The sequence below is a fragment of the Flavobacterium cutihirudinis genome (assembly GCF_003385895.1).
Lineage (GTDB): Bacteria > Bacteroidota > Bacteroidia > Flavobacteriales > Flavobacteriaceae > Flavobacterium > Flavobacterium cutihirudinis.
This window is the reverse complement of sequence record NZ_QRDQ01000008.1, coordinates 470342-491838: the sequence shown is the minus strand read 5'-3', so window position 1 is coordinate 491838 and position 21497 is coordinate 470342. Positions and strand designations below refer to the sequence as shown.

Sequence of the window (21497 nt, the reverse complement as noted above, 5' to 3'; positions counted from 1 at the left end):
GTATTAGGAACAACAATTGATGTTTATGTAAAAGACAATAATGGTTGTGTTGCTCCAAAAAAGACCATCACAATAGCATCAGAAACACCTCCACAGATTAACACACCTGCGGCTCAATGTTATACAGGATCACTTGTTTCTGTTAAGATAACAGGAACGGTTCTTGGAACTCCGACTTACAGTATTGATGATGTTACTTATGGCGGCAATGATACCTTCTTATTAGGAGTTGGTACACATACATTATATATCAAAGACGGTTTTGGCTGTAAAGCTCAAACTACATATAAGGTTGCAGAGCAGTTGACACTTGGAACAGATATAGTTCCGGATACAAGCTGTACACCAAACACAACAATTAAGCTTACTGCCAATGGCGGAACAGTACCTTATGTTAAATATGAGGTATCTACAAGCGGAGCAGGCGGACCATTCACGACTATTACAGATACTTATACTGCAACGGCAGCAGGAACTTATACTTTCAGAGTAACAGATTCGGCTACACCGGCATGTACTGCAGTTTCAGCACCGGTAACAGTTACCCTAAAAGCAACGGCATTAACAATCAATGCAACACCAACAGATGTAAAATGTAATGGAAGTGCTACCGGAGTAATCACGATTACGGCGTTATCAGGAAAAGCTCCTTTTAAATATAATGTAACAAAAGCAGGCGTTTCAGTTTCTACTTCAGCTATTACTACGGGATTACAAGCTGGTTTATACAATGTTGTTGTAACGGATGATTTAGGATGTACATCTGCATCTACACCAGTTACAATTAATCAATTGGATCCATTGACGGCTACTACTGCATTGACTACGGCTTTAACTTGTGGAACTGCAAATGCACCACAAAAAGCGGTTATTACCGTTAGTGCTCCATCTGGAGGAAGCGGTGGATATGAGTACAGCTATAATAATGGATCTTACACTACAGACACTACTTTTGAAACTACACTTTCAGGAACAGTAACAATTCGTATGCGTGACAGCAATAATTGTACACAGGATCTTGCAGATGTGGTGGTTAATACTTTAAATCCACCAGTAATTACGTCTGTAACTCCTTCGATTATTACTTGTAAAACTGGAGAAGATACAAGTACCGCGACAATAGTTGCAACTGGAGGAACAGGAACAAAAGTTTATTCTATTGTTTCAGGACCAGTTAAAAATGCAACAGGTGCATCTAATGGTATTTTTACAGGTTTAACTGCCGGTACATATCTATTTAAAGTAACAGATGATAATTTCTGTAGTGATACATTTGATTTGACTATTCCTGGAAGAGTTAATATAAATGCGAGCTGGTTATCTCAGGTTAATGTATTATGCTACGGTAACCCAACTGGAAGCGCAAAAATTACAGTTACAAATTCGACTTCATATACAGCTGCTTTAACTTCTGGAACTGGAACTGTTTTAGCTACAGGAAGTACTGTAGATGTTACAGGATTAGTTGCCGGCGCATATAATTTGAGAGTGACTGATACTGGTACAGAGTGTTTTAAAGATGTTCCATTTACTATTACACAAAGCGCAGATCTAGCTTTGTTATCAAATACAGATGTTAATGCAAATTGTAATAAACCTACTGCTACAGTTACAGTAACTGCTACAGGAGGAAAAGCTCCTTATAAATATGCTTTTGTTGCAAATGGTGTAACTCCAACTGCAGCAAATTACTTAGACACTAATGTAGGTAATCTAGATCCTGCAACTCCAGATTGGGATGTTTATGTTTTGGATGCAAATAACTGTAGCAAAAAAATCTATGATGTTACGGTTGCAAAAGATGCATTGCCATCTATCAGTGCCCCGGCTGCACAGTGTTTTACAGGTCCGTTTACAATTACACTTTCAGGAAGTGGGGGAGTTGGTACTCTTAAATACACGGTAAATGGAGCGAGTATTTCTGGTAATACTTATAAAATTAATGCACCTGGTACTTATATATTAGGCGTAATTGATGGTAATAATTGTCCGCCTGTGACAGTATCTTATGTTGTTGATAAGCAATTAATTGCAGGTGCAGAATTAAGAAAGGACATTACTTGTACAGCTCCGCAAGATGCAATAATAGATGTGACTATTACAAATGGCGTTGGACCATTTTCTTATCAGATTTATAACGGAGGAACAGCTTTTGGAGCTTTAAAAACTAGCAGTACAGCAACGTTCACAGAAACTTTTGCTACTCAGGGTAGTTATACTTTCGAAATTAAGGACAGTAAAACTTGTACTTTTACGACAGCTCCTGTAGAAGTAACGCCAACACAAACGTTAGTTTTAAACAAAACTCTTTTGGCTAAGCCAATTTTATGTAATGGTCAATCAGATGCTGAAATTACAGTTACTTACAACAATAGTCAGGGAACTGGTCCTTTTGATATTAATGTGAAGCAATATGCTGACGCTACACATTTATCATTAACAAAAGATTTTGGTACGCAAACTTCTGGATTACCAGCTGGTTTCTACGTGGTAACGCTTACCGATTCTAGAGGTTGTTTTAAAACAGATGAAATTGAAATAAAAGAACCAACCCCAATAAGCGTTACATATATACCAACAAATATTACTTGTAATCTTGGTAATTCTGGAAAAACTAAAGGAAGAATTGAAATTACTCAAATTTCAGGTGGAACAGGACCTTACAATGTATATGTAACGAATAATTCTGCTTATTATGAAGAAAGACTGGGAGTAGACGGATTAAGTAGTGAAACTTTTGATATTATTGATTTTGGTTTATACCAGATCGTTGTAACGGATGCTAATGGATGTCCTTGGATTGAAAAAGACATTCTAATTGCTCAGCCACCTGGAGGTCTAGGACTTACAGTATCTGCAACTCCACCAGTTTGTGGAAGCCTTGGTAGTGCTGAAGTTAAGATAACAACTGCCTTTACAGGTACAGGACCATTCTATTTTGCATTATATACACCTGGAATTGAATACGCTGTTGGTGATCCTAGATGGATTCCGGAAGTAACTCCAAATGTAAGTAAGAATGCTTTTTTCAATAACCTTATACCTGGAGTAACATATACTTTTATTGTGTATGATAAAGGAACAAATTGTTATTATTATGAAACGTTTAAAAACACAATACCAAGTAATTCTACTTTAACAGCTACAGGAAAAGCTGTTCCAATTAAGTGTAAAGATGATGATAATGGTTCAGTGGATTTACACATTGAAAATATATATAGTACTGATGTTGATGTCTCTTACGAAATTTTTGATTCAGCAACAAGGGTATCAACTGGAATTTCTGATAATGGTACTGTTCCTGCTAAAGTAGGTTCAGTAAATGGAGTATTAGATGTAGATGATTTTGGTTTTACACCAGGATTGAAATATGGTACTTATTATGTATTAATAACTGAGACTTCTGGCCCAAATGCTGGTTGTGCGGTTACAACAGTTCCATTTAGTATTACAGAATCAATTAATGAGTTAAAAATAATTGCAACTAAGACTAAAAACGATAATACATGTAAGGTAGCAGGTACGATTACGGCATCTGGTATAGACGGAACAAGTCCTTACACATATGCAATCGTTGATGATGGAGATCCTGAGCCTACGGCATTTGCTGGTGTTAACACTTTTACAGTAGATTCTGGAGATTATGATGTTTATGTAAAAGATGCTTATGGTTGTATTAAGAAAGCGGATGTTAATGTTCCTTTGGATGTTGCACCGGTAATTGATGTACCAGCAGCAGTTTGTTACACAGGAACTCCAATTGCTTTAACTATTACTGGAAATACTGCGGCGATTGTGGGTCCAGTAACGTACAGCGTAGACAAAGGAGCGGCAATCGGTGCTTACAAAAGCGCCGCTAATTTTAGCCTGCTTCCAGGGACTTATACATTAAATTTAAAAGACGGTAATGGTTGTGTTTCTTCTACTACTTATGTAATTAATGATGTATTGACAATTAAGAATCCTTTAAATAAACCATTGGATTGTTATACAACGGGCGCAAATGCAGAAGTAACTGTTGCAGCTGACGGTGGCTCAGGAACTTATGCATATACAATTAAGGCCGGTCCAACTACTAATGTAACAGGAGCTACAAGTGGTATCTTTACTGGTTTAGCTTCTGGAGATTATACTTTCGAGGTAAATGACGGAAACTGTACTGAAACGATCGATGTAAAAATCGCTCCGTTAAATACTATTACACCAGCTGTTGCTGAAACTCAACCGTTATGTATTGGTAATAATGGTAAAGTCGTAGTTTCTGCTACTGGAGGAAAAGGTAATTTTGAATATAAAAAAGGAGCAGCTGGTACTTATAGTACTAATGATACATTTACTCAATCTGCAGCGGATGGAACAGTTACTTACTACGTTAGAGATGCTAATCATTGTGAAGTATCTATTACAGCAACGCTTACTGATCCTTCACCAGTTATTATTACTAAGGTTGATATTAGCCAATTAACATGTGGCGCAAGTAATAGTACAAATGAAGCAACTATCACAGTTACAGCTTCAGGTGGAACAGGTGCTTTAGAATACAGTTTCGATAACGGAGGACATTTTTCTGGAAATAACATTTTTAAAACGAGTATCGCTGGTCCTTACGATATTATTGTAAGAGACGCTAATAAATGTACATCAGTTATGCAAACTGAGACGATTGATGTATTAGTTCCGCCAACAATGGTACCAACTAAAACAGTTATCGATTGTCAGCTTGGAAATGAGAAAAGTACAGTGAATTTACACAGAGGTAATGGTGTTGGACCATTTACATATTCTGTTGTGTATGCTTCTAATGGAGCAGTTATTCCTTCTCAGGTAGATAATGACATATTTACTTCTCTTGATGCTGGTGAATATTTATTCCGTGTAACAGACAATAATGGTTGTACAGATGAGGAGTTGGTTAGAATTCCTGCTTTAATTCCTATCGAATTGCATGATGCCATTGCAACAGATGTAAAATGTGTTGGCGCAGCTACAGGTAAAGCAGTATTTACCGTGACAGGGGTTTCAGCAGCAGGTTATAATGTAACTAATGTATCGCCTTCTGTTCCTTATACAATAGCGGGAGATGTTATCACTTTGCCTAATCTAACAGCTAGAACTTATACTGTTACAATCGAAGACAATACAACAAAATGTCAAAGCAGTAAATCAGTTACTATTAACGAACCTCTGGTAGCGTTGGCTATTACAGCAACAGCTTCTAATGTAAGTTGTTATAAACCAATAAGTACTATCACGGTTACTCCGGTAGGTGGGGCAGGTAATTATGAATTTGCTTTCCAAGAAGGCGGAACAGTTACACTTCCAACAGTATTTAGTAGTAATACAAAAGTAGATACCGCATTGTTGACAAACGCTGTAACAGTTGGAGCTGTAACAACTTGGAGTGTTGACGTATATGTAAAAGATGGTAATAATTGTACTGAAGTTGTCAATGTTACGATTACTAAAGATGTTGCACCAACGATTATTGCTCCTGCACCACAATGTTATGAAGGAACAAACCTAATCGTTGATTTGAATGCATTGACGACCGTACATGGAGGGCCGAAAAGTTACACATTAAACGGTTCAGATTTGACAACATCAACTGCTACGTTGACAGGTCCTGGTAAATATAGATTAGGAGTTAGAGACAATAACGGTTGTGAGGCTTTTGTTGATTATATTATTGAGAAACAATTACGAGCAACTGCTGATCTTAAAAAAGATTTATATTGTACAGGAACAACTGATGCCTCTATCTATGTTGAGATTAAAGATGGTGTTGCGCCATATAAATACCAGATGTATTTGGGAGCAGCTCCGGTTGGTGGTTTAACAACAGTTCCTACAGTTCCAGGAAACAGTTTTACTGTATCGGTTGCTACAGCTGGTGATTACACATTTGTAATTACAGACAGCAATGCTGCATCTTGTAGTGTAACAACAACGAAAGTGACTGTTAATACACCTACACCGGCAGTAATTGTTTCTACACCAGTCACACAGTCTATATTGTGTAATGGCGGAACAGCTACTATGAAAATCAATTTGAGTGCGACAGCTGGTTTGGAACCGTTTACTTATACAGTAACGAGAACATTACCAACACCTTTAGCTTCTAAGATCCAGACATCTGATAATGTATTCACTAATTTACCAGCGGGTACTTATGAAATCACTGTTACGGATAAGAAAGGTTGTGTTTCACTTGTGACAACAACGGATATTAATGAGCCTGCATTATTGACTGCAGCAGCAGATCCATTGCCAAGAAATACTACATGTAGTACTTCAACAGTAATCACTGTCGTGGCTAATGGCGGTACAAAAACAGGAAGTGGGACAGGTTATTACTATAACTTCAATAATGAGGGTTATACAACTGATAACACTTATACAGTAGAAAATGACGGAACCGTTCAGACAATAACTTACACCGTTAAGGATGCGAATGGATGTGAAACAGGTGGTCAGACAGTTGACGTTTACCCATTGAACAAACCAAACAAATTAGATTTCAGCGCAAGCACAATCACTTGTAAAGCTGGCGAAGATGTTAGTACGGTAACAGTAAGAGCAAGAAATGGAGTTGGTCAGTTGACTTTCACAATAGTTGGTACAAATACAACGACATCTAATACATTGTTTGGTCCTAAAACGACACCGGATTCTTCAGTAGCGGCAAGTTTCCCTGGATTACTTCCTGGCGATTATACTTTCCAGGTTGAAGACAGCAACGGATGTACTTTTGTAGATCTGTTCACAGTGCCTAAATTGGTAAACTTAGCTTTAGATGCACAATTAGTAAATGATATTTCATGTAACCCAGTTAATGGAATATCTAATAATGGAAAAGCAACATTTACAGTATCAAACGTTAGTACATCTGGATTTACAGTGGTTGGTGTAACACCTGCTGTTCCGTACAGTGTTGCTGGAAACGTGATTACTTTAGACAATATTTCTTCAGCAGGAACTTATACGGTTTCTATTAAAGACCTTGGAACAGATTGTCCTAAAGATGCTACTGTTAAATTTACAGTTCCTGCAGCTATAACATTTAATACAGTTTCGACTAAAGTATTCTGTTCTCGTGACGAGTCAAATATCACAATAAGCGGTGTTCTTGGTGGTACAGGAATTTATTCTTATGCAGTTGTTAAGGCAACTACTACAGCGCCTTCTGCAAGTTCATACTTGGATAGTCCTACACTTAAGGTAGACACTAATTTGACTGATTTATCATGGGATGTTTATGTAAAAGATACTAATGGTTGTATTGCTGTTAAAACGGTATCAGTGACTCACGATGCACCACCATCGATTTTGCCACCTGCACCACAATGTTATACAGGAACAAACCTAGTTGTTGATTTAAATGCATTGACTACTGTTTATGGAGGAGCGAAAAGCTACACATTAAACGGTTCAGATTTGACGACATCAACTGCTACGTTGACAGGTCCTGGTAAATATAGATTAGGAGTTAGAGACAATAACGGTTGTGAGGCTTTTGTTGATTATATTATTGAGAAACAATTACGAGCGACTGCTGATCTTAAAAAGGATCTATATTGTACAGGAACAACTGATGCCTCTATCTATGTTGAGATTAAAGATGGTGTTGCGCCATATAAATACCAGATGTATTTGGGACCAACTCCAGTTGGTGGTTTAACAACAGTTCCTACAGTTCCAGGAAACAGTTTTACTGTATCGGTTGCTACAGCTGGTGATTACACATTTGTAATTACAGACAGCAATCCTGCATCTTGTAGTGTAACAACAACGAAAGTGACTGTTAATACACCTACACCGGCAGTAATTGTTTCTACACCAGTCACACAGTCTATATTGTGTAATGGCGGAACAGCTACTATGAAAATCAATTTGAGTGCGACAGCTGGTTTGGAACCGTTTACTTATACAGTAACGAGAACATTACCAACACCTTTAGCTTCTAAGATCCAGACATCTGATAATGTATTCACTAATTTACCAGCGGGTACTTATGAAATCACTGTTACAGATAAGAAAGGTTGTGTTTCACTTGTTACAACAACGGATATTAATGAGCCTGCATTATTGACTGCAGCAGCAGATCCATTGCCAAGAAATACTACATGTAGTACTTCAACAGTAATCACTGTCGTGGCTAATGGCGGTACAAAAACAGGAAGTGGGACAGGTTATTACTATAACTTCAATAATGAGGGTTATACAACTGATAATACTTATACAGTAGAAAATGACGGAACCGTTCAGACAATAACTTACACCGTTAAGGATGCGAATGGATGTGAAACAGGTGGTCAGACAGTTGATGTTAACCCATTGAACAAACCAAACAAATTAGATTTCAGCGCAAGCACAATCACTTGTAAAGCAGGAGAGGATGTTAGTAGTACGGTAACAGTAAGAGCAACAAATGGAGTTGGTCAGTTGACTTTCACAATTGTTGGTACAAACACAACCACATCTAATACATTGTTTGGACCTATAACGACACCAGGTTCTGCATCGGCGGCAAGTTTCCCAGGATTACTTCCAGGTGATTATACTTTCAAGGTTGAAGACAGCAACGGATGTACTTTCGTGGATCTGTTTACAGTGCCTAAGAGAATAAATATTTTGGCTGATGGCCAATTGGTTGCTGGCGTTGCTTGTAAAGGTGAAGCGAATGGAAAAGTTACATTCACTGTTTCTTCAATCGGAACTTCAGGATTTACACATACTATTTCTGGTGTTACAGGAGTAGGAACAATCACTCCTGTTGGAACGAATAAATTTGAATTAACAAATCTTGTAACAGGTACTTACAAAATAGATGTGAAAGACAACGCAACTGATTGCGTATCTACTTTCTCTGTTTTTGTTCCAGAACCTAACGCACTTAGAGTAAATTATGCAACAAATAAAAATGCAAATTGCAACAAAGGTGCAGAAATTACTGCTACAGCGCTTGATGGTACTCCAGGTTATACATATGCATTTGTTAAAGCAGGTGATCCAAAAGTGTATGGAAATAGTGATACTGCAGTTTTAGACAAAGCATTCACTTGGGTAATTTGGGCTAAAGATTCTCATGGTTGTGAAACTTCTATACCAGTTACTATTATTACAGATCCATTGCCAAATATTGTAAGCGCAATAGCGACACAATGTCCTAGTTCAAATGGAACTTATGATATTACGGTTACAGCAACTGGATTTGACCCGGCGAAAGCTTTAGAATATAGTGTTGATGGAAATAGTTTCCAAAACTCTAATGTATTAAAAGTGAATAACACTGGTCAACATACAGTAACAGTACGTGATGCAAATCTATGTCCTGTATCAACTACGGTGACTATTTTAGAGCCTTTAAAATTAGATTATGAACTTACAACAACACCAATTTGTCTTGGAAACCAAGGAGTTGTAACATTAAAACCTTCTGGAGGAACAGTAACACCAAGTTATGAATTCAGTAAAGATGGTGTTAATTACGGACCTTCTCCGATCTTTACAGGTCTGGTTCCTAACACGTATACATTTACTGTTAAAGATAAAGGTACAGGTTGTACAAAATCAGTTCGTGTAGTTATCGAAACACCAAATCAGGCTATCGATTTCACATTAGAAAAGACAAATATTACTTGTAATGGATATTCTGATGGTACTGTTACAGTAAAAATGGCTGATCAGACATTAACTGTAAATAACAACCCGGTTTATACATATAGTATTAGCCCGGCAGCAGGAACGTTGACAGGTAATGTGTTTAAAAACCTTCCTGTTGGTACTTATACTATAACTGTAACTTCAGGAAAAGGATGTCCTGTTTCAAGATTAGTAGCTATTGGAGATAAATTACCAATTGTAGTTGCAAATCCAACAGTTGCTGAATACGGTTGTACGACTGGTAACGGAACAAATGATGCAACAATTACAGTAAGTTTACCATCTGGTGGTTCTAATTCATATAAGATCTATGAATTCATTAGAAACGGAAATCCTGTACCAGTTCAAAGTAATGATAGTCCTGTTTATACAGAAACTGATTTACTTGGAGGATCTTATGTAATCAATGTTTACGATACAAACGGATGTGTAGGTACAACAACTGCGACAATTAAACCATTTGTTGGAATTGAATTTGGAATGCCGTCTGCAATAACGGTTACTAAAGCAATTACTTGTATAAATGATGAAGATATTAAAGTAAACGTTGTCATGGTTGGAACGACAGTACCAATGCCTGTATTGGAGTATAATTTGAAAGGAATTACTGCCGGAAGTACTTATGACGTTACTAATAACGATGGAATTTTCACTGGATTAACTATTGGAAATTATGCTGTTACGGTTACAAATCCTATAACAGGTTGTGTATTGAGCAAAATACATTACGTAAACAATCCAAATACATTTAGTATTGTAGCAGAAAACTTGAAAAATGTTAGTTGTTTTGGAACTCCAACAGGAAGTGTTGACTTGACTTTTGTTGATAATCAAACTGATCCTACTAACGATGCAGGACCTTTTGACTATACAATTTCAGGACCAGTTAATTTAGCTGGAAGAACAACAACTGCTACAATCAATATTCCAAATTTACCGGAAGGAACTTATACGGTAAAAGCGAAATTAGTTGGTTTACCAGCTTGTGAGGTTGAAACAAGTTTTGCAATCGAACAGCCTTCAGCGGCATTAGTATTAACAGAAATTCATACACCAATTTCTTGTAATCCAGGAAACGACGGTACAATTTCATTAAGTGCTGTAGGCGGATGGCCAGGAAGTTATAAATTCGAGTTATCAGGACCAATTAGCGTTACATATTCTGATCAAACTTATTTTGAGAATTTAACTCCAGGAACTTATACAGTAAGAGTTAAAGATCTTAACGGTTGCGTTGACGTGAAAACTGTTCAATTGAAGAATCCAGATCCAATTTTGGTTACAGCAAGTGCTACAGTAAGTACACTAGTTTGTAATGGAGACACAACGGGTCAAATAACAGTTGATCTTCCAACAGGAGGTCAGGGTACGAATTATTCTTATATCCTGAATTATTTATCAACGAATCCAGTTATTTCATCTGCGCCTCAGCCTTCACCTGTATTCTCTAATTTAGGAGCAGGAACTTACTCTGTAACTGTTGTTGATGGACTTAACTGTGCGTCTCAGCCAACTGCAGATATAGTAATCGATGAGCCAAGTAAAGTTGAACCGTTATTAGCTCTGAATACTAGATTAACATGTAAAAATGCTGCAACGCTTAAATTAAGCGCGGTAGGCGGAACAGGTCCTTACGAATACAGTACCGATGCTAATTTTGCAACAGTATTAGGATCATTTGCATCTAGTACAATAATTACTGTAGGATTAGGAGATCACCAGTATTATGTACGTGATTCAAAAGGATGTATTAGTACAATTTCTAATAACATTTCAATTAACCCGCTTACACCTTTAGCATTAGAAACTATTGATGTTGATATGGTTTATTGTAAAGATGATCCGTCTGGAAGAATTGATGCATCGGCTATAGGAGGTCTTGGAGATTATATCTACACATTATTAGATGATCAGAAAAACGAGGTTAGACCTGGTCAGCTTAGTGGATATTTTGAATTACTTCCAGCAGGTAAATACATTGTTCGTGTTGATAGTGGAGATTGTCAGTTCGATTCAGCTGTAATTGAAATTACTCAGCCAACTGCGCCATTAATAGCTACGGCAAATCCTGTTGCAATTACTTGTAATGGTTTCAATAATGGTAAAATTGAGATCACTGCTTCTGGAGGAACTGGAAAAATTTTATATGCAATTTCTCCAAATATGGATCAGTTCTTCGAAGGAAATACTGCCGGTGGACATGTGTTTACAAACTTAAAACCTGGAGAGTATGATATTTTAGTAATGGACGAAAACAGCTGTAATGTTCAAGAGAAAAAAATCTTGATTACTGAGCCTGATGAGATTCTTGTTACTGAAATCGTTGCTGATCAGATTCCGGAATATTGCTTTGATGATAAAAACGGAATGGCCGTTGTAAAAGCTGAAGGAGGTACAGCACCTTATACTGCAAGTATAAAAGGAAATGGTGTTACACTAGACTACAGAGGTCCGGATATTGATGGCGATAAATTTATTTTCGACGGTCTTTCTGGAGCGGTTGATTATGAAGTGATGGTTAAAGATGCAAATGGTTGTGAGAATGGAGCAACAATAAGACTACCAGATCCTGTTAAGTTAACTGCAACAGCCGAGGTGTTTTATGATTGTTTAGATGATCATCCAGTGAATTCACTAGTGGTTGAAGTTGACAATACTATCGATGCTACAAGAAAAGCAACTATAGTTTATACTTTATTCAAAGATGGTCAGGCAACGACTACCGTTCAAACAGGAGATGGTACATTTAAGAATCTTGTTACGGGAGATTATAGTGTTCAAATGGCTTTAGAAGGCTGTACTAGATCTACAAATGAAGTTCATGTTGATGCCGTTGAAGAATTAACAGCGGTACCGGTAGTAAGTAAAGAAATGAACATTATCGAAGTGAAAGCTTCTGGAGGTGTTCGTCCATATACATACAGTTTCAATAATGAAGCGTTTGGATCTTCTAGTACATATAGAATCTATAAAGATGGTCGTTATGATGTAATTGTTAGAGATAATAACGGTTGCGAATTCAAATTGCAAGTGCCTGGAGATTTTGTTGACATTTGTTTCGCGAATTTCTTTACACCAAACGGCGACGGAGATCACGATACAATCGGTCCGGACTGTGGAGCATTGGCATACAAAGATTTGACTTTTGATATTTTCGACAGATATGGTAGAGTTGTTGCTAAGTATCACGTAGGAGAAAAATGGGACGGTAAATACAATGGTGCCGAACTACCTACTGGAGATTACTGGTATGTTCTTAAACTAAATGACGAGAAAGATGCGAGAGAGTTTGTTGGACATTTCACTTTATACAGATAACAAATTTTAGCCCCGAAGTATGTTATCTAAAAAAATTATTACAATGAGAAAGTTATTATTATCCTTAGTACTCATGGCTGTAACATCAGGTTACAGCCAAGAGTTAAACCTACCAGTTTTTACGCAATACCTTGCTGACAACCCATTTATTCTTTCTCCTGCTTATGCGGGTATAGGTGATAACCTTAGAATTAGAGCAAACGGATTAACACAGTGGGTCGGAATTAAAGATGCTCCCGAAAACCAGTCTTTATATGCTGATTTCAGGATATTGGATCGTTCCGGTGTCGGAATTTCACTTTACAATGATAAGAATGGTAATACTAGACAGGCGGGTGCAAAAGTTTCCTTTGCGCATCACATCATTTTGGATTATTATTCAAAACAATATTTGTCTTTTGGTATTTCGTATAACTTCAATAGTTTCCGTATAGATGTAAATAATTTCACTGGCGACGTAAATCAGCCTGGCACACCTGCGCAAGATATTTATGTTTCAGACAATCGTTATACTTCAAATAACAACTTTGATATTAGTGCTTTATATCGTAATAAAGGGTTTTACTTAAGTTTTAATGCAAACAACGTTTTAAAGAAAAATGTTGACAATTACAGTAAAACAGAACCTTATGTACTTTCTAATTATCAGGTTTATACTGGTTTTACTTTCAGAGATGGAGAAAATAACCGAATCGAATACGAACCATCAGTATTCTACCAGTATTTTGCAAGTGACGGACGTTCGAGTACCGATTTTAACTTTAAGTACAGAAGATACAATCGTTATGAAGATTACTACTGGATTGGAGCTTCGTACCGTTTCTTAAACGATCAATTTCCAAAACCATTATCTGTAGGACCAATGGCCGGTTTCATGAAGTCTAAGTTTTATTTCGCTTACTCGTATCAAATTATGTTCAATGATCTAGGTAACTATAATAGCGGAACTCACATGATCACAATCGGATTTGATTTCTTACAATCTATCAGTAACTGTCCTTGTACGCAAGGCCCGGTTCACGATTAAAAATAAAACCATTCAGAGGCAAATTATGCCTTAATTATAGAGCGAGTCGCAACATTATGTGTTTTTACCGCAATAATTTGAAATAAACTTGTAATAACGTTAAATTTGAGTTGTATCATTTTGTATTGTCAAAATGAGAGATCAAATTTGATTTATGAAAGCAAAATTTTCACTTTATGCGAAACATATAGTTTTGTGTCTCGCTTTTCTTTTTTTGCCGTATGCTTTTACGTCGACAAATACGATTTTTTCATTGCCGCATTTGTATACCAATGCGCATGATCGAATCTACTTTTTTATCTATTTTACACTGCTTTGTTTTTTCTATTTTAACTACTATTTTTTAATTCCAAAGTTCTATTTTTCTGAAAAGAAGATTTTATATTATCTGATTATCACGCTTTTTCTACTTTTTTTTCTTTGGATTTCAACCACTTTAGATCATCCGGATCGGAATTTTTTAGATTTTAGATCTTCGCCACAGCATTTTGGAAATCCTCCTCATCCGTTTCCGAAGGATTTTCCTAAACCACCTTCTTTTGTAAAAGAAATGCCTTTTGATTTTGTAGGCGGCCCGCCAACGCAATACGGACATACTGCTTTGGTTTATTTGATTGGCGTAATTTCAAGTTTGCTTTTCGCTATAAGCGGAAGATTGCAGAGTGTTGAAAAAGAAAAAGTAAAATCGGAATTGGCATTTCTGAAGGCACAAATAAATCCACATTTTTTGTTTAATACTTTGAACAGTATTTACGCTTTGGCTTTAAAAAAAGACGATAAAACGCCAGATGCCGTTGTTCAGCTTTCAGAATTGATGCGATACATTATGACCAATTCTAATGATGAAGTTATCAATTTGACTAAAGAAATAAACTACATCAACAATTTTATTTCACTCCAGAAAACACGTCTCGGAAATACCGTAATTGTAGATTACAAAGTCAACGGGAATACTTTCGGAAAACAAATTACGCCACTTATTTTAATATCATTTATTGAAAATGCGTTCAAATATGGTGTAAATCCAGATCAAACTTCAGAGATTTGTATTAGTATCGATATAAAAGAAGAGCAACTTGCTTTGTTCGTTTCGAATAAAAAGACTTTTTCAGTACATTCTGAGTCCGGAATTGGACTCCAAAATACAATCGAAAGATTAAAATTGGTTTATCCGAATAAACATCAGCTCAAAATAGAAGATACGCTTGAAAAATACGTTGTGAACTTAAGTATTAAATTAGGATGATTAAAGCAATTGCATTAGATGACGAGCCATTGGCACTGGAGATTCTCCAGAGTTTATGTGATACAATTGATTACATCGAATTGGTAAAAACCTTCACAAAATCGGATGAAGCTTTAAAATACCTCAAAAAATATCCAGTCGATTTATTGTTTTTGGACATAAATATGCCATCCATTTCTGGATTGGATTTTCATAAAAAACTGCCTCACAAAACAATGGTTATTTTTACAACAGCCTATTCTGAATTTGCTGTTGAAGGTTTCACACTAAGTGCAACCGATTATCTTTTAAAACCAATTTCATTAACAAGATTTCAGCAGGCAGCAGAAAAAGCTTTTCTACAATGGAAACAGCAAAACCAGAACATCGAGCAACAATATCTTTTCATTCGCGCCGATTATAGTCTGATTAAAATCTTATTTTCTGATATTCGTTACATTGAAGGTTTAGACGATTATTTAAAAATACACATTCAAAACCAGAAAACCGTTGTAGCCAGAATGACGCTGAAAGCAATACTTCAGAAATTGCCCGAAACCGAGTTTATACGAGTACATCGTTCGTTTATAATTCCGGTTTCTAAAATTGAGAAAATCAGAAATAAAATAATCTTTATCGAACAGGCCGAAATTCCGGTAAGCTCAAGTTATGAAGATGCTTTTTTTAAACTTTTGGATCAAAAGTAAAACTGTTTTGTTTGAATTATTTTTACTACAAAATAAAATATTCTCCGAGTTTACCGCATAATTTTTAGCCTTTACCTCAAACTTTTTACAACGCTGCAATTTCAGATAATTTTGCTTGAAAATAACTGTTAATCATTCTATTGACATAACATTTAAATCAAAAAGCAATGAAAAGAAAAGAGTTTTTAAGAGGTTTGGGTTTAATGGGAATTGGTTCTTTGGCCATTCCAATTATAAACTCATGCAGTAAGGATAACGATTCTTCAGACACTTCAACAGACACAGGTTCAGATTCGGGTTCAAGTACCGGTTCTGGCGATTGTTCGGTTACCAATTCAGAAACGGCCGGACCGTTTCCAACAATTTCTCCGTCTTCTTTAGTAAAATCGGATATTGTGATGGATAGAACAGGTGTTGCTTTTACTATAAAAATTACAGTCAACAATACAAAAGCAAGTTGCACAGCGCTCAAAGATGCGATCGTAGATATCTGGCATTGCGATAAAGACGGATATTATTCAGAATATGGTGGAACCGGAATGCAGTCTGTAAATTACACTTCAGTACATTTTTTAAGAGGAAGACAAACAACAGACGAAAACGGACTGGTAACGTTTACCTCTATCTTTCCAGGTTGGTACAACGGCAGAGCGACTCATATTCATGTTCATATTTACAATGCATCCGGAACTTCATTATTGGTAACTCAAATTGCTTTTCCGGAAGGAGCAAATAGTGCAGTTGCATTAGTTAATGCATCAACAGAAAATGGTTATACAAAAGGATTGTCCGGTTACACTTATAATGCGACAGATAATGTTTTCTCAGATTCTACGGCAAACGAAATGGCTGCCGTGACAGGAAGCGTAAGCGATGGTTTTGTTTTAACACATACTATAAACGTTGCCAGCTGATTTTAAAAATAAACTTTAGACAGTTTTCAAAAGTTAAATTAAAATGATAACACAAATTTCGGCTCAAATTTACAAATCAGATGCTCGTGGCTTTTTAGATTCAGAGAAGCACAATTGTTTTGCGACTTTCAATTTTGAGGAATATCAGGATCTTTCGAGAAACGCATTCGGATCTTTGAAAGTGTTAAACGAGGTAATATTGGCTCCCCGACAACATATTGCCCGATTTGTAAATTCGAGTACGAATCTCATTATTCTTCCTTTGTTTGGCGGAATTGAATTCAAAGATAATTTTGGCAATGAAGATTTTCTGCATCTAGAACAAATCAGGGTTTTAGCTGCAGATGAAGATTTGTCTTTATCATTTTTTAATCCGTACGAAAAAGAAAATGTGAGTTTTTTGGAAATTGAGTTCCAAATGGGAAAACAATATTTCAAGAACTATTTTCAGCAATATAAATTTGATTTTTCGACCAGGAACAAACTCAATTCGTTGTTTGAAGTGGAAAGAGCCATCGGTTTTATTGGCGTTTACGATGGAAGAAAGGAAGGATTTTATACGTTGAAAAACAGTAAAAATGGTGTTTTTGTGTTTGTCGTTCACGGTGCTTTTGAAGTAGAAAACAGACTTTTAGAAGCCAAAGATAGTTTAGCAATTACAGAAACGAATAGTATCGAATGGGAAGCGCTTTCAGAAAATGCCGTTTTGATGGTGATGGAAGTTGCACAGAAACTTTAGAAACAGAAAATGGAAATGAGAAAAATAAAATTGGCTTACCGAATCATTTTAGATAGTTCGTCAACTTTTCTATGGGATAAATATGTTTTTGAAGATACTTTCAAAGAATATCAAATGCAAAGCCAGCAGTTTAATTCAGAAACAAATCCGAAGAATACTTTTCGGGAATTGTTGTCCGAAAATCCAAAAGCCGAGAAATTACATTTTTTAACAGGAATGGCGGCAAGCGGTTATGTAGATCAGCTTAAAGAAAATTTTCATCGTGTTTCGGATGTTTTAGGAAACAATTATTTTCCGTTTATCAATTACAAACTTGATATCATAAATACCGATACGACGGCAATAGCGAAACACCGAATCGGAATTACTTTTTATTCGCCTTTATTAAATTATTTCGGAATTATTGAAGGAAATTATCTCGTGTCACTAAATACAGATGATGGAAATGAATTTGAAACCTTAATGTTTCCGGTTCAGAAGAATTTATCCATTTGTTTCGTCCAAAAAGAATAGTAAGCACAATCTCCAAAAACAAAAATAATTGATTTGATTTTTACCTTTTCTGTTGATCTGTAGACAGAAAAGGTTTTTTTATTGTAAAGCCGATGTAAACTTTGCACGTAAAATTGTGTTTAATATTCAATAAACGATTTTATTTGTGAAATTATAACGTTTTCGTTGTTTTACTTATGGATTTTTTAGTTTATTCGAATTTATTAGTACTGCAAAAGTTCTATATTTGTTGTTCTTTCTAAAAAATTAAAAAACAATCAAAATGAAAACTTTAAACGATTTCGATTTTAAAAATAAAAAAGCAATTATCCGTGTTGACTTTAATGTGCCTTTGGACGAGAATTTTAATGTAACGGATGCAACACGTATTGAGGCTGCTAAACCAACTATTGATGCTATTTTGGCACAAGGAGGAAGCGTAATTTTAATGTCGCATTTAGGAAGACCAAAAGGTGTTGAAGAAAAATACTCTTTAAAACATATCTTAAAAACAGCTTCTGAAATTTTAGGAGTTGAGGTTAAATTTGCTGAAAACTGTGTAGGCGAAGCTGCTCAGACTGCTGCAAAAGATTTAAAACCGGGAGAAGTTTTATTGTTGGAAAATTTACGTTTTCATGCTGAAGAAGAAGCTGGAGATGTTGCTTTCGCGAAAGAATTAGCTTCACTTGGCGATATCTACGTAAACGATGCTTTTGGTACTGCGCACAGAGCGCACGCTTCAACAACGATTATTGCTCAGTTTTTTCCAACTGAAAAATGTTTCGGAACTTTATTGGCTAAAGAAATTGAAAGTTTAAATAAAGTATTGAAAAACAGTGAAAAACCGGTTACTGCTGTTCTTGGAGGTTCTAAAGTTTCTTCAAAAATTACAGTTATCGAAAACATCTTAGATAAAGTTGATCACATGATTATTGGTGGAGGTATGACTTTTACTTTCATCAAAGCACAAGGTGGAAAAATTGGTGAGTCTATCTGCGAAGATGACAAACAAGATTTGGCTCTTGAAATTTTAAGATTAGCAAAAGAAAAAGGAGTTCAGGTTCATATTCCAGTTGATGTAATTGCTGCTGACGATTTCTCAAATACTGCAAACACTCAGGTTGTTGATGTAACTGCAATTCCTGACGGATGGCAAGGTCTTGATGCAGGTCCTAAATCTTTAGAAAACTTCAAAAAAGTAATTTTAGAATCTAAAACTATTTTATGGAATGGTCCATTAGGTGTTTTCGAAATGGAAACTTTCTCTAAAGGAACAATTGCTTTAGGTGATTATATCGCTGAAGCTACTGCAAATGGGGCATTCTCATTAGTTGGTGGAGGTGATTCAGTTGCTGCTGTAAAACAATTTGGTTTCGAAGATAAAATGAGCTACGTTTCAACTGGTGGAGGAGCTATGTTGGAGATGTTAGAAGGAAAAGTTTTACCTGGAATTGCTGCAATTTTAGACTAAAATATCACAATTAACATTTTTTTACGTATTTTTAAGGCTTAAACTTTTTAAGTTTGCAAAAATAGGAACTCTATAATGATCTGAATTATAGAATTTTAAAAAAATGTTATATGATTGTAAAGAAAATATCCTTAGTGGTTACGGCCCTCTTTTCCATGACGATGTTTGCTCAGGAAACTGCTTCATCTTCACAGGAAATTAAGCCGGAAGTAAAGTTATCGTATTTAGATTCAGTTAAAAGCACTTTCAAAAAAAATGATATGGCTGCGCGAGTAGACAGTCTTTGGATGAAAGAACTAACAAGTCTGGATATTTACGATGATTTATCGAAAGATATACAAACCATTAATTCTGATGTTACGGTTGATGAAGAATTGCCTACTGAATTGCTAAAGCAGCGTTTACAGGCGATGAACGAAAAATCACCATTCAATATCGAATATAATCAAGGATTAGAAAATATAATAAAGTCATTTCTTAAGAACCGAAAAAAATCGTTTTCTCGATTAATGGCTTTATCAGAATATTACTTCCCAATTTTTGAGGAGTCTTTCGCAAGACACAATATTCCTTTAGAAATTAAATATTTAGCCGTTGTAGAATCTGCTTTAAATCCTAAAGCAGTTTCTAAAATGGGCGCCACAGGACTTTGGCAGTTCATGTACGGAACAGGAAAACAATACGCTTTAAAAATCGATTCGTATGTTGATGAGCGTAGTGATCCAATGAAATCTACAGCAGCAGCAAGCGATTATTTTACTAAAATGTTTGAGGTCTTTAATGACTGGGAACTTGTTTTAGCTTCTTATAATTCAGGACCAGGAAATGTTACTAAGGCCATTCGTCGTTCTGGAGGACAAACAAAATACTGGGATATTCGCCCAAATCTTCCAAAAGAAACTCAAGGTTATGTTCCGGCATTTTATGCTACAATGTATCTTTTTGAATACCACAAGGAACACGGAATCAATCCGGAAAGAGCGGTTGTCAAAAACTTTGAAACCGATACGTTGAACATTAAAAAAGAAATGACATTCAAACAAATTGCTGATTTGCTTGATATGCCACAATCTCAGATTCAGCTTTTAAATCCTTCTTATAAATTAAATGTTGTGCCTTATTATCAGGGTGAAGAGCATTGTCTGCGGCTTCCGAAAGATAAAATCGCCACTTTCGTTTCTAACGAAAAACAAATTTACGCTTACGTAGATTATCAATCAACGATTCGTACTATTCCGTCAAGACTCGCTGCAAAAGTGGCACCAAAAGTTAGAGCGGTACAGCCTGAAAAAATCAACGATTCAGAACTTCAATTATACAAAATACAAAAAGGTGATAACCTTGGAGCAATTGCTGAAAAGTATGATGTTAGTATTGCAGATATAAAAAAATGGAATAATCTAAGAACAAATGCGGTAGCATTGGGAAGAACATTAAGAATTAAATCAAATGTTGATCCGCTTAAAAAAGAGGTTAAATCAATTCCTGCTATCGAGAAAAAATCTGACGAAGCCATCGCTAGCACTGACGATAAAGACAAAAATGCAACGCAGTCTCAGGAATATGTTGTGGCTGCCGGTGATAATTTAGGAAGCATTGCGAAGAAATTCGGTACGACTATTGCGGAGTTAAAAGAACTTAATAATCTTGCTTCTAATAATATTGGTTTAGGCAAAACATTAATTGTTTCTAAAGAAGTTCCAGTTATTGAAGAAACTGCTTCTGTAAATTCGGCTTTAGCATCAAATGCTTCAGTTGATTCATTTAAGAAAGGCGCAACATCTAAAAAGATGAGCGAAGATTATTACGTTAAAAAAGGAGATTCGTTATATAGTATTTCAAAAAAATATCCTGGAGTTACGATTTCAGATATTAAAAAATGGAATGGCATTAAAGACGGAGATATTAAACCCGGAATGAAACTTAAAATAAACGGATAAT

9 protein-coding genes are annotated in these 21497 nt (G+C 35.9%); all 9 read left to right on the top strand.

Going from position 1 to position 21497, the window contains the following annotated elements:
- Positions 1-12981, top strand: a 12981-nt coding sequence (locus BD847_RS07890; protein WP_167443840.1) for a T9SS type B sorting domain-containing protein, incomplete at its 5' end; no start/stop codon positions are given.
- A gap of 43 nt (positions 12982-13024) precedes the next feature.
- Complete coding sequence (locus tag BD847_RS07885) at positions 13025-14008, top strand: PorP/SprF family type IX secretion system membrane protein (protein WP_244201570.1); 984 nt, start codon at positions 13025-13027, stop codon at positions 14006-14008.
- 154 nt (positions 14009-14162) lie between these two features.
- Entirely contained in the window at positions 14163-15254 is a 1092-nt protein-coding gene (locus BD847_RS07880) for a sensor histidine kinase (RefSeq protein WP_115887746.1), read from the top strand.
- Positions 15251-15940 carry a LytR/AlgR family response regulator transcription factor gene (locus BD847_RS07875; protein ID WP_115887745.1) on the top strand — a complete coding sequence of 230 codons (690 nt, stop codon included), beginning with the start codon at positions 15251-15253 and terminating at the stop codon, positions 15938-15940. The genes BD847_RS07880 and BD847_RS07875 overlap by 4 nt, the downstream gene beginning before the upstream one ends.
- Before the next feature lie 167 nt (positions 15941-16107).
- Complete coding sequence (locus tag BD847_RS07870) at positions 16108-16854, top strand: dioxygenase family protein (protein ID WP_115887744.1); 747 nt, start codon at positions 16108-16110, stop codon at positions 16852-16854.
- Between the two features lie 43 nt (positions 16855-16897).
- The gene (locus tag BD847_RS07865) at positions 16898-17593 is read left to right on the top strand and encodes a pirin family protein (RefSeq protein ID WP_115887743.1); all 696 of its coding nucleotides are present in this window, start codon (positions 16898-16900) and stop codon (positions 17591-17593) included.
- Positions 17594-17608: 15 nt separating this feature from the next.
- Positions 17609-18106, top strand: a complete 498-nt coding sequence (locus BD847_RS07860) for a hypothetical protein (protein ID WP_147298500.1) — start codon at positions 17609-17611, stop codon at positions 18104-18106.
- A 262-nt stretch (positions 18107-18368) separates the two neighbouring features.
- A complete protein-coding gene (locus BD847_RS07855; protein WP_115887741.1) occupies positions 18369-19556 on the top strand; it encodes a phosphoglycerate kinase in 1188 nt (395 codons plus the stop codon).
- Positions 19557-19666: 110 nt separating this feature from the next.
- Positions 19667-21496: a LysM peptidoglycan-binding domain-containing protein gene (locus BD847_RS07850; protein WP_115887740.1), complete on the top strand. Its 1830-nt coding sequence runs from the start codon at positions 19667-19669 to the stop codon at positions 21494-21496.
- Position 21497: the final 1 nt, after the last annotated feature.

Bases quoted from the DNA above. Each gene is read 5' to 3' on its own strand.
- BD847_RS07860 (WP_147298500.1), top strand. From the start codon at position 17,609: ATGAGAAAAATAAAATTGGCTTACCGAATCATTTTAGATAGTTCGTCA.
- BD847_RS07880 (WP_115887746.1), top strand. From the start codon at position 14,163: ATGAAAGCAAAATTTTCACTTTATGCGAAACATATAGTTTTGTGTCTC.
- BD847_RS07875 (WP_115887745.1), top strand. From the start codon at position 15,251: ATGATTAAAGCAATTGCATTAGATGACGAGCCATTGGCACTGGAGATT.
- BD847_RS07855 (WP_115887741.1), top strand. From the start codon at position 18,369: ATGAAAACTTTAAACGATTTCGATTTTAAAAATAAAAAAGCAATTATC.
- BD847_RS07850 (WP_115887740.1), top strand. From the start codon at position 19,667: ATGATTGTAAAGAAAATATCCTTAGTGGTTACGGCCCTCTTTTCCATG.
- BD847_RS07885 (WP_244201570.1), top strand. From the start codon at position 13,025: ATGAGAAAGTTATTATTATCCTTAGTACTCATGGCTGTAACATCAGGT.
- BD847_RS07865 (WP_115887743.1), top strand. From the start codon at position 16,898: ATGATAACACAAATTTCGGCTCAAATTTACAAATCAGATGCTCGTGGC.
- BD847_RS07870 (WP_115887744.1), top strand. From the start codon at position 16,108: ATGAAAAGAAAAGAGTTTTTAAGAGGTTTGGGTTTAATGGGAATTGGT.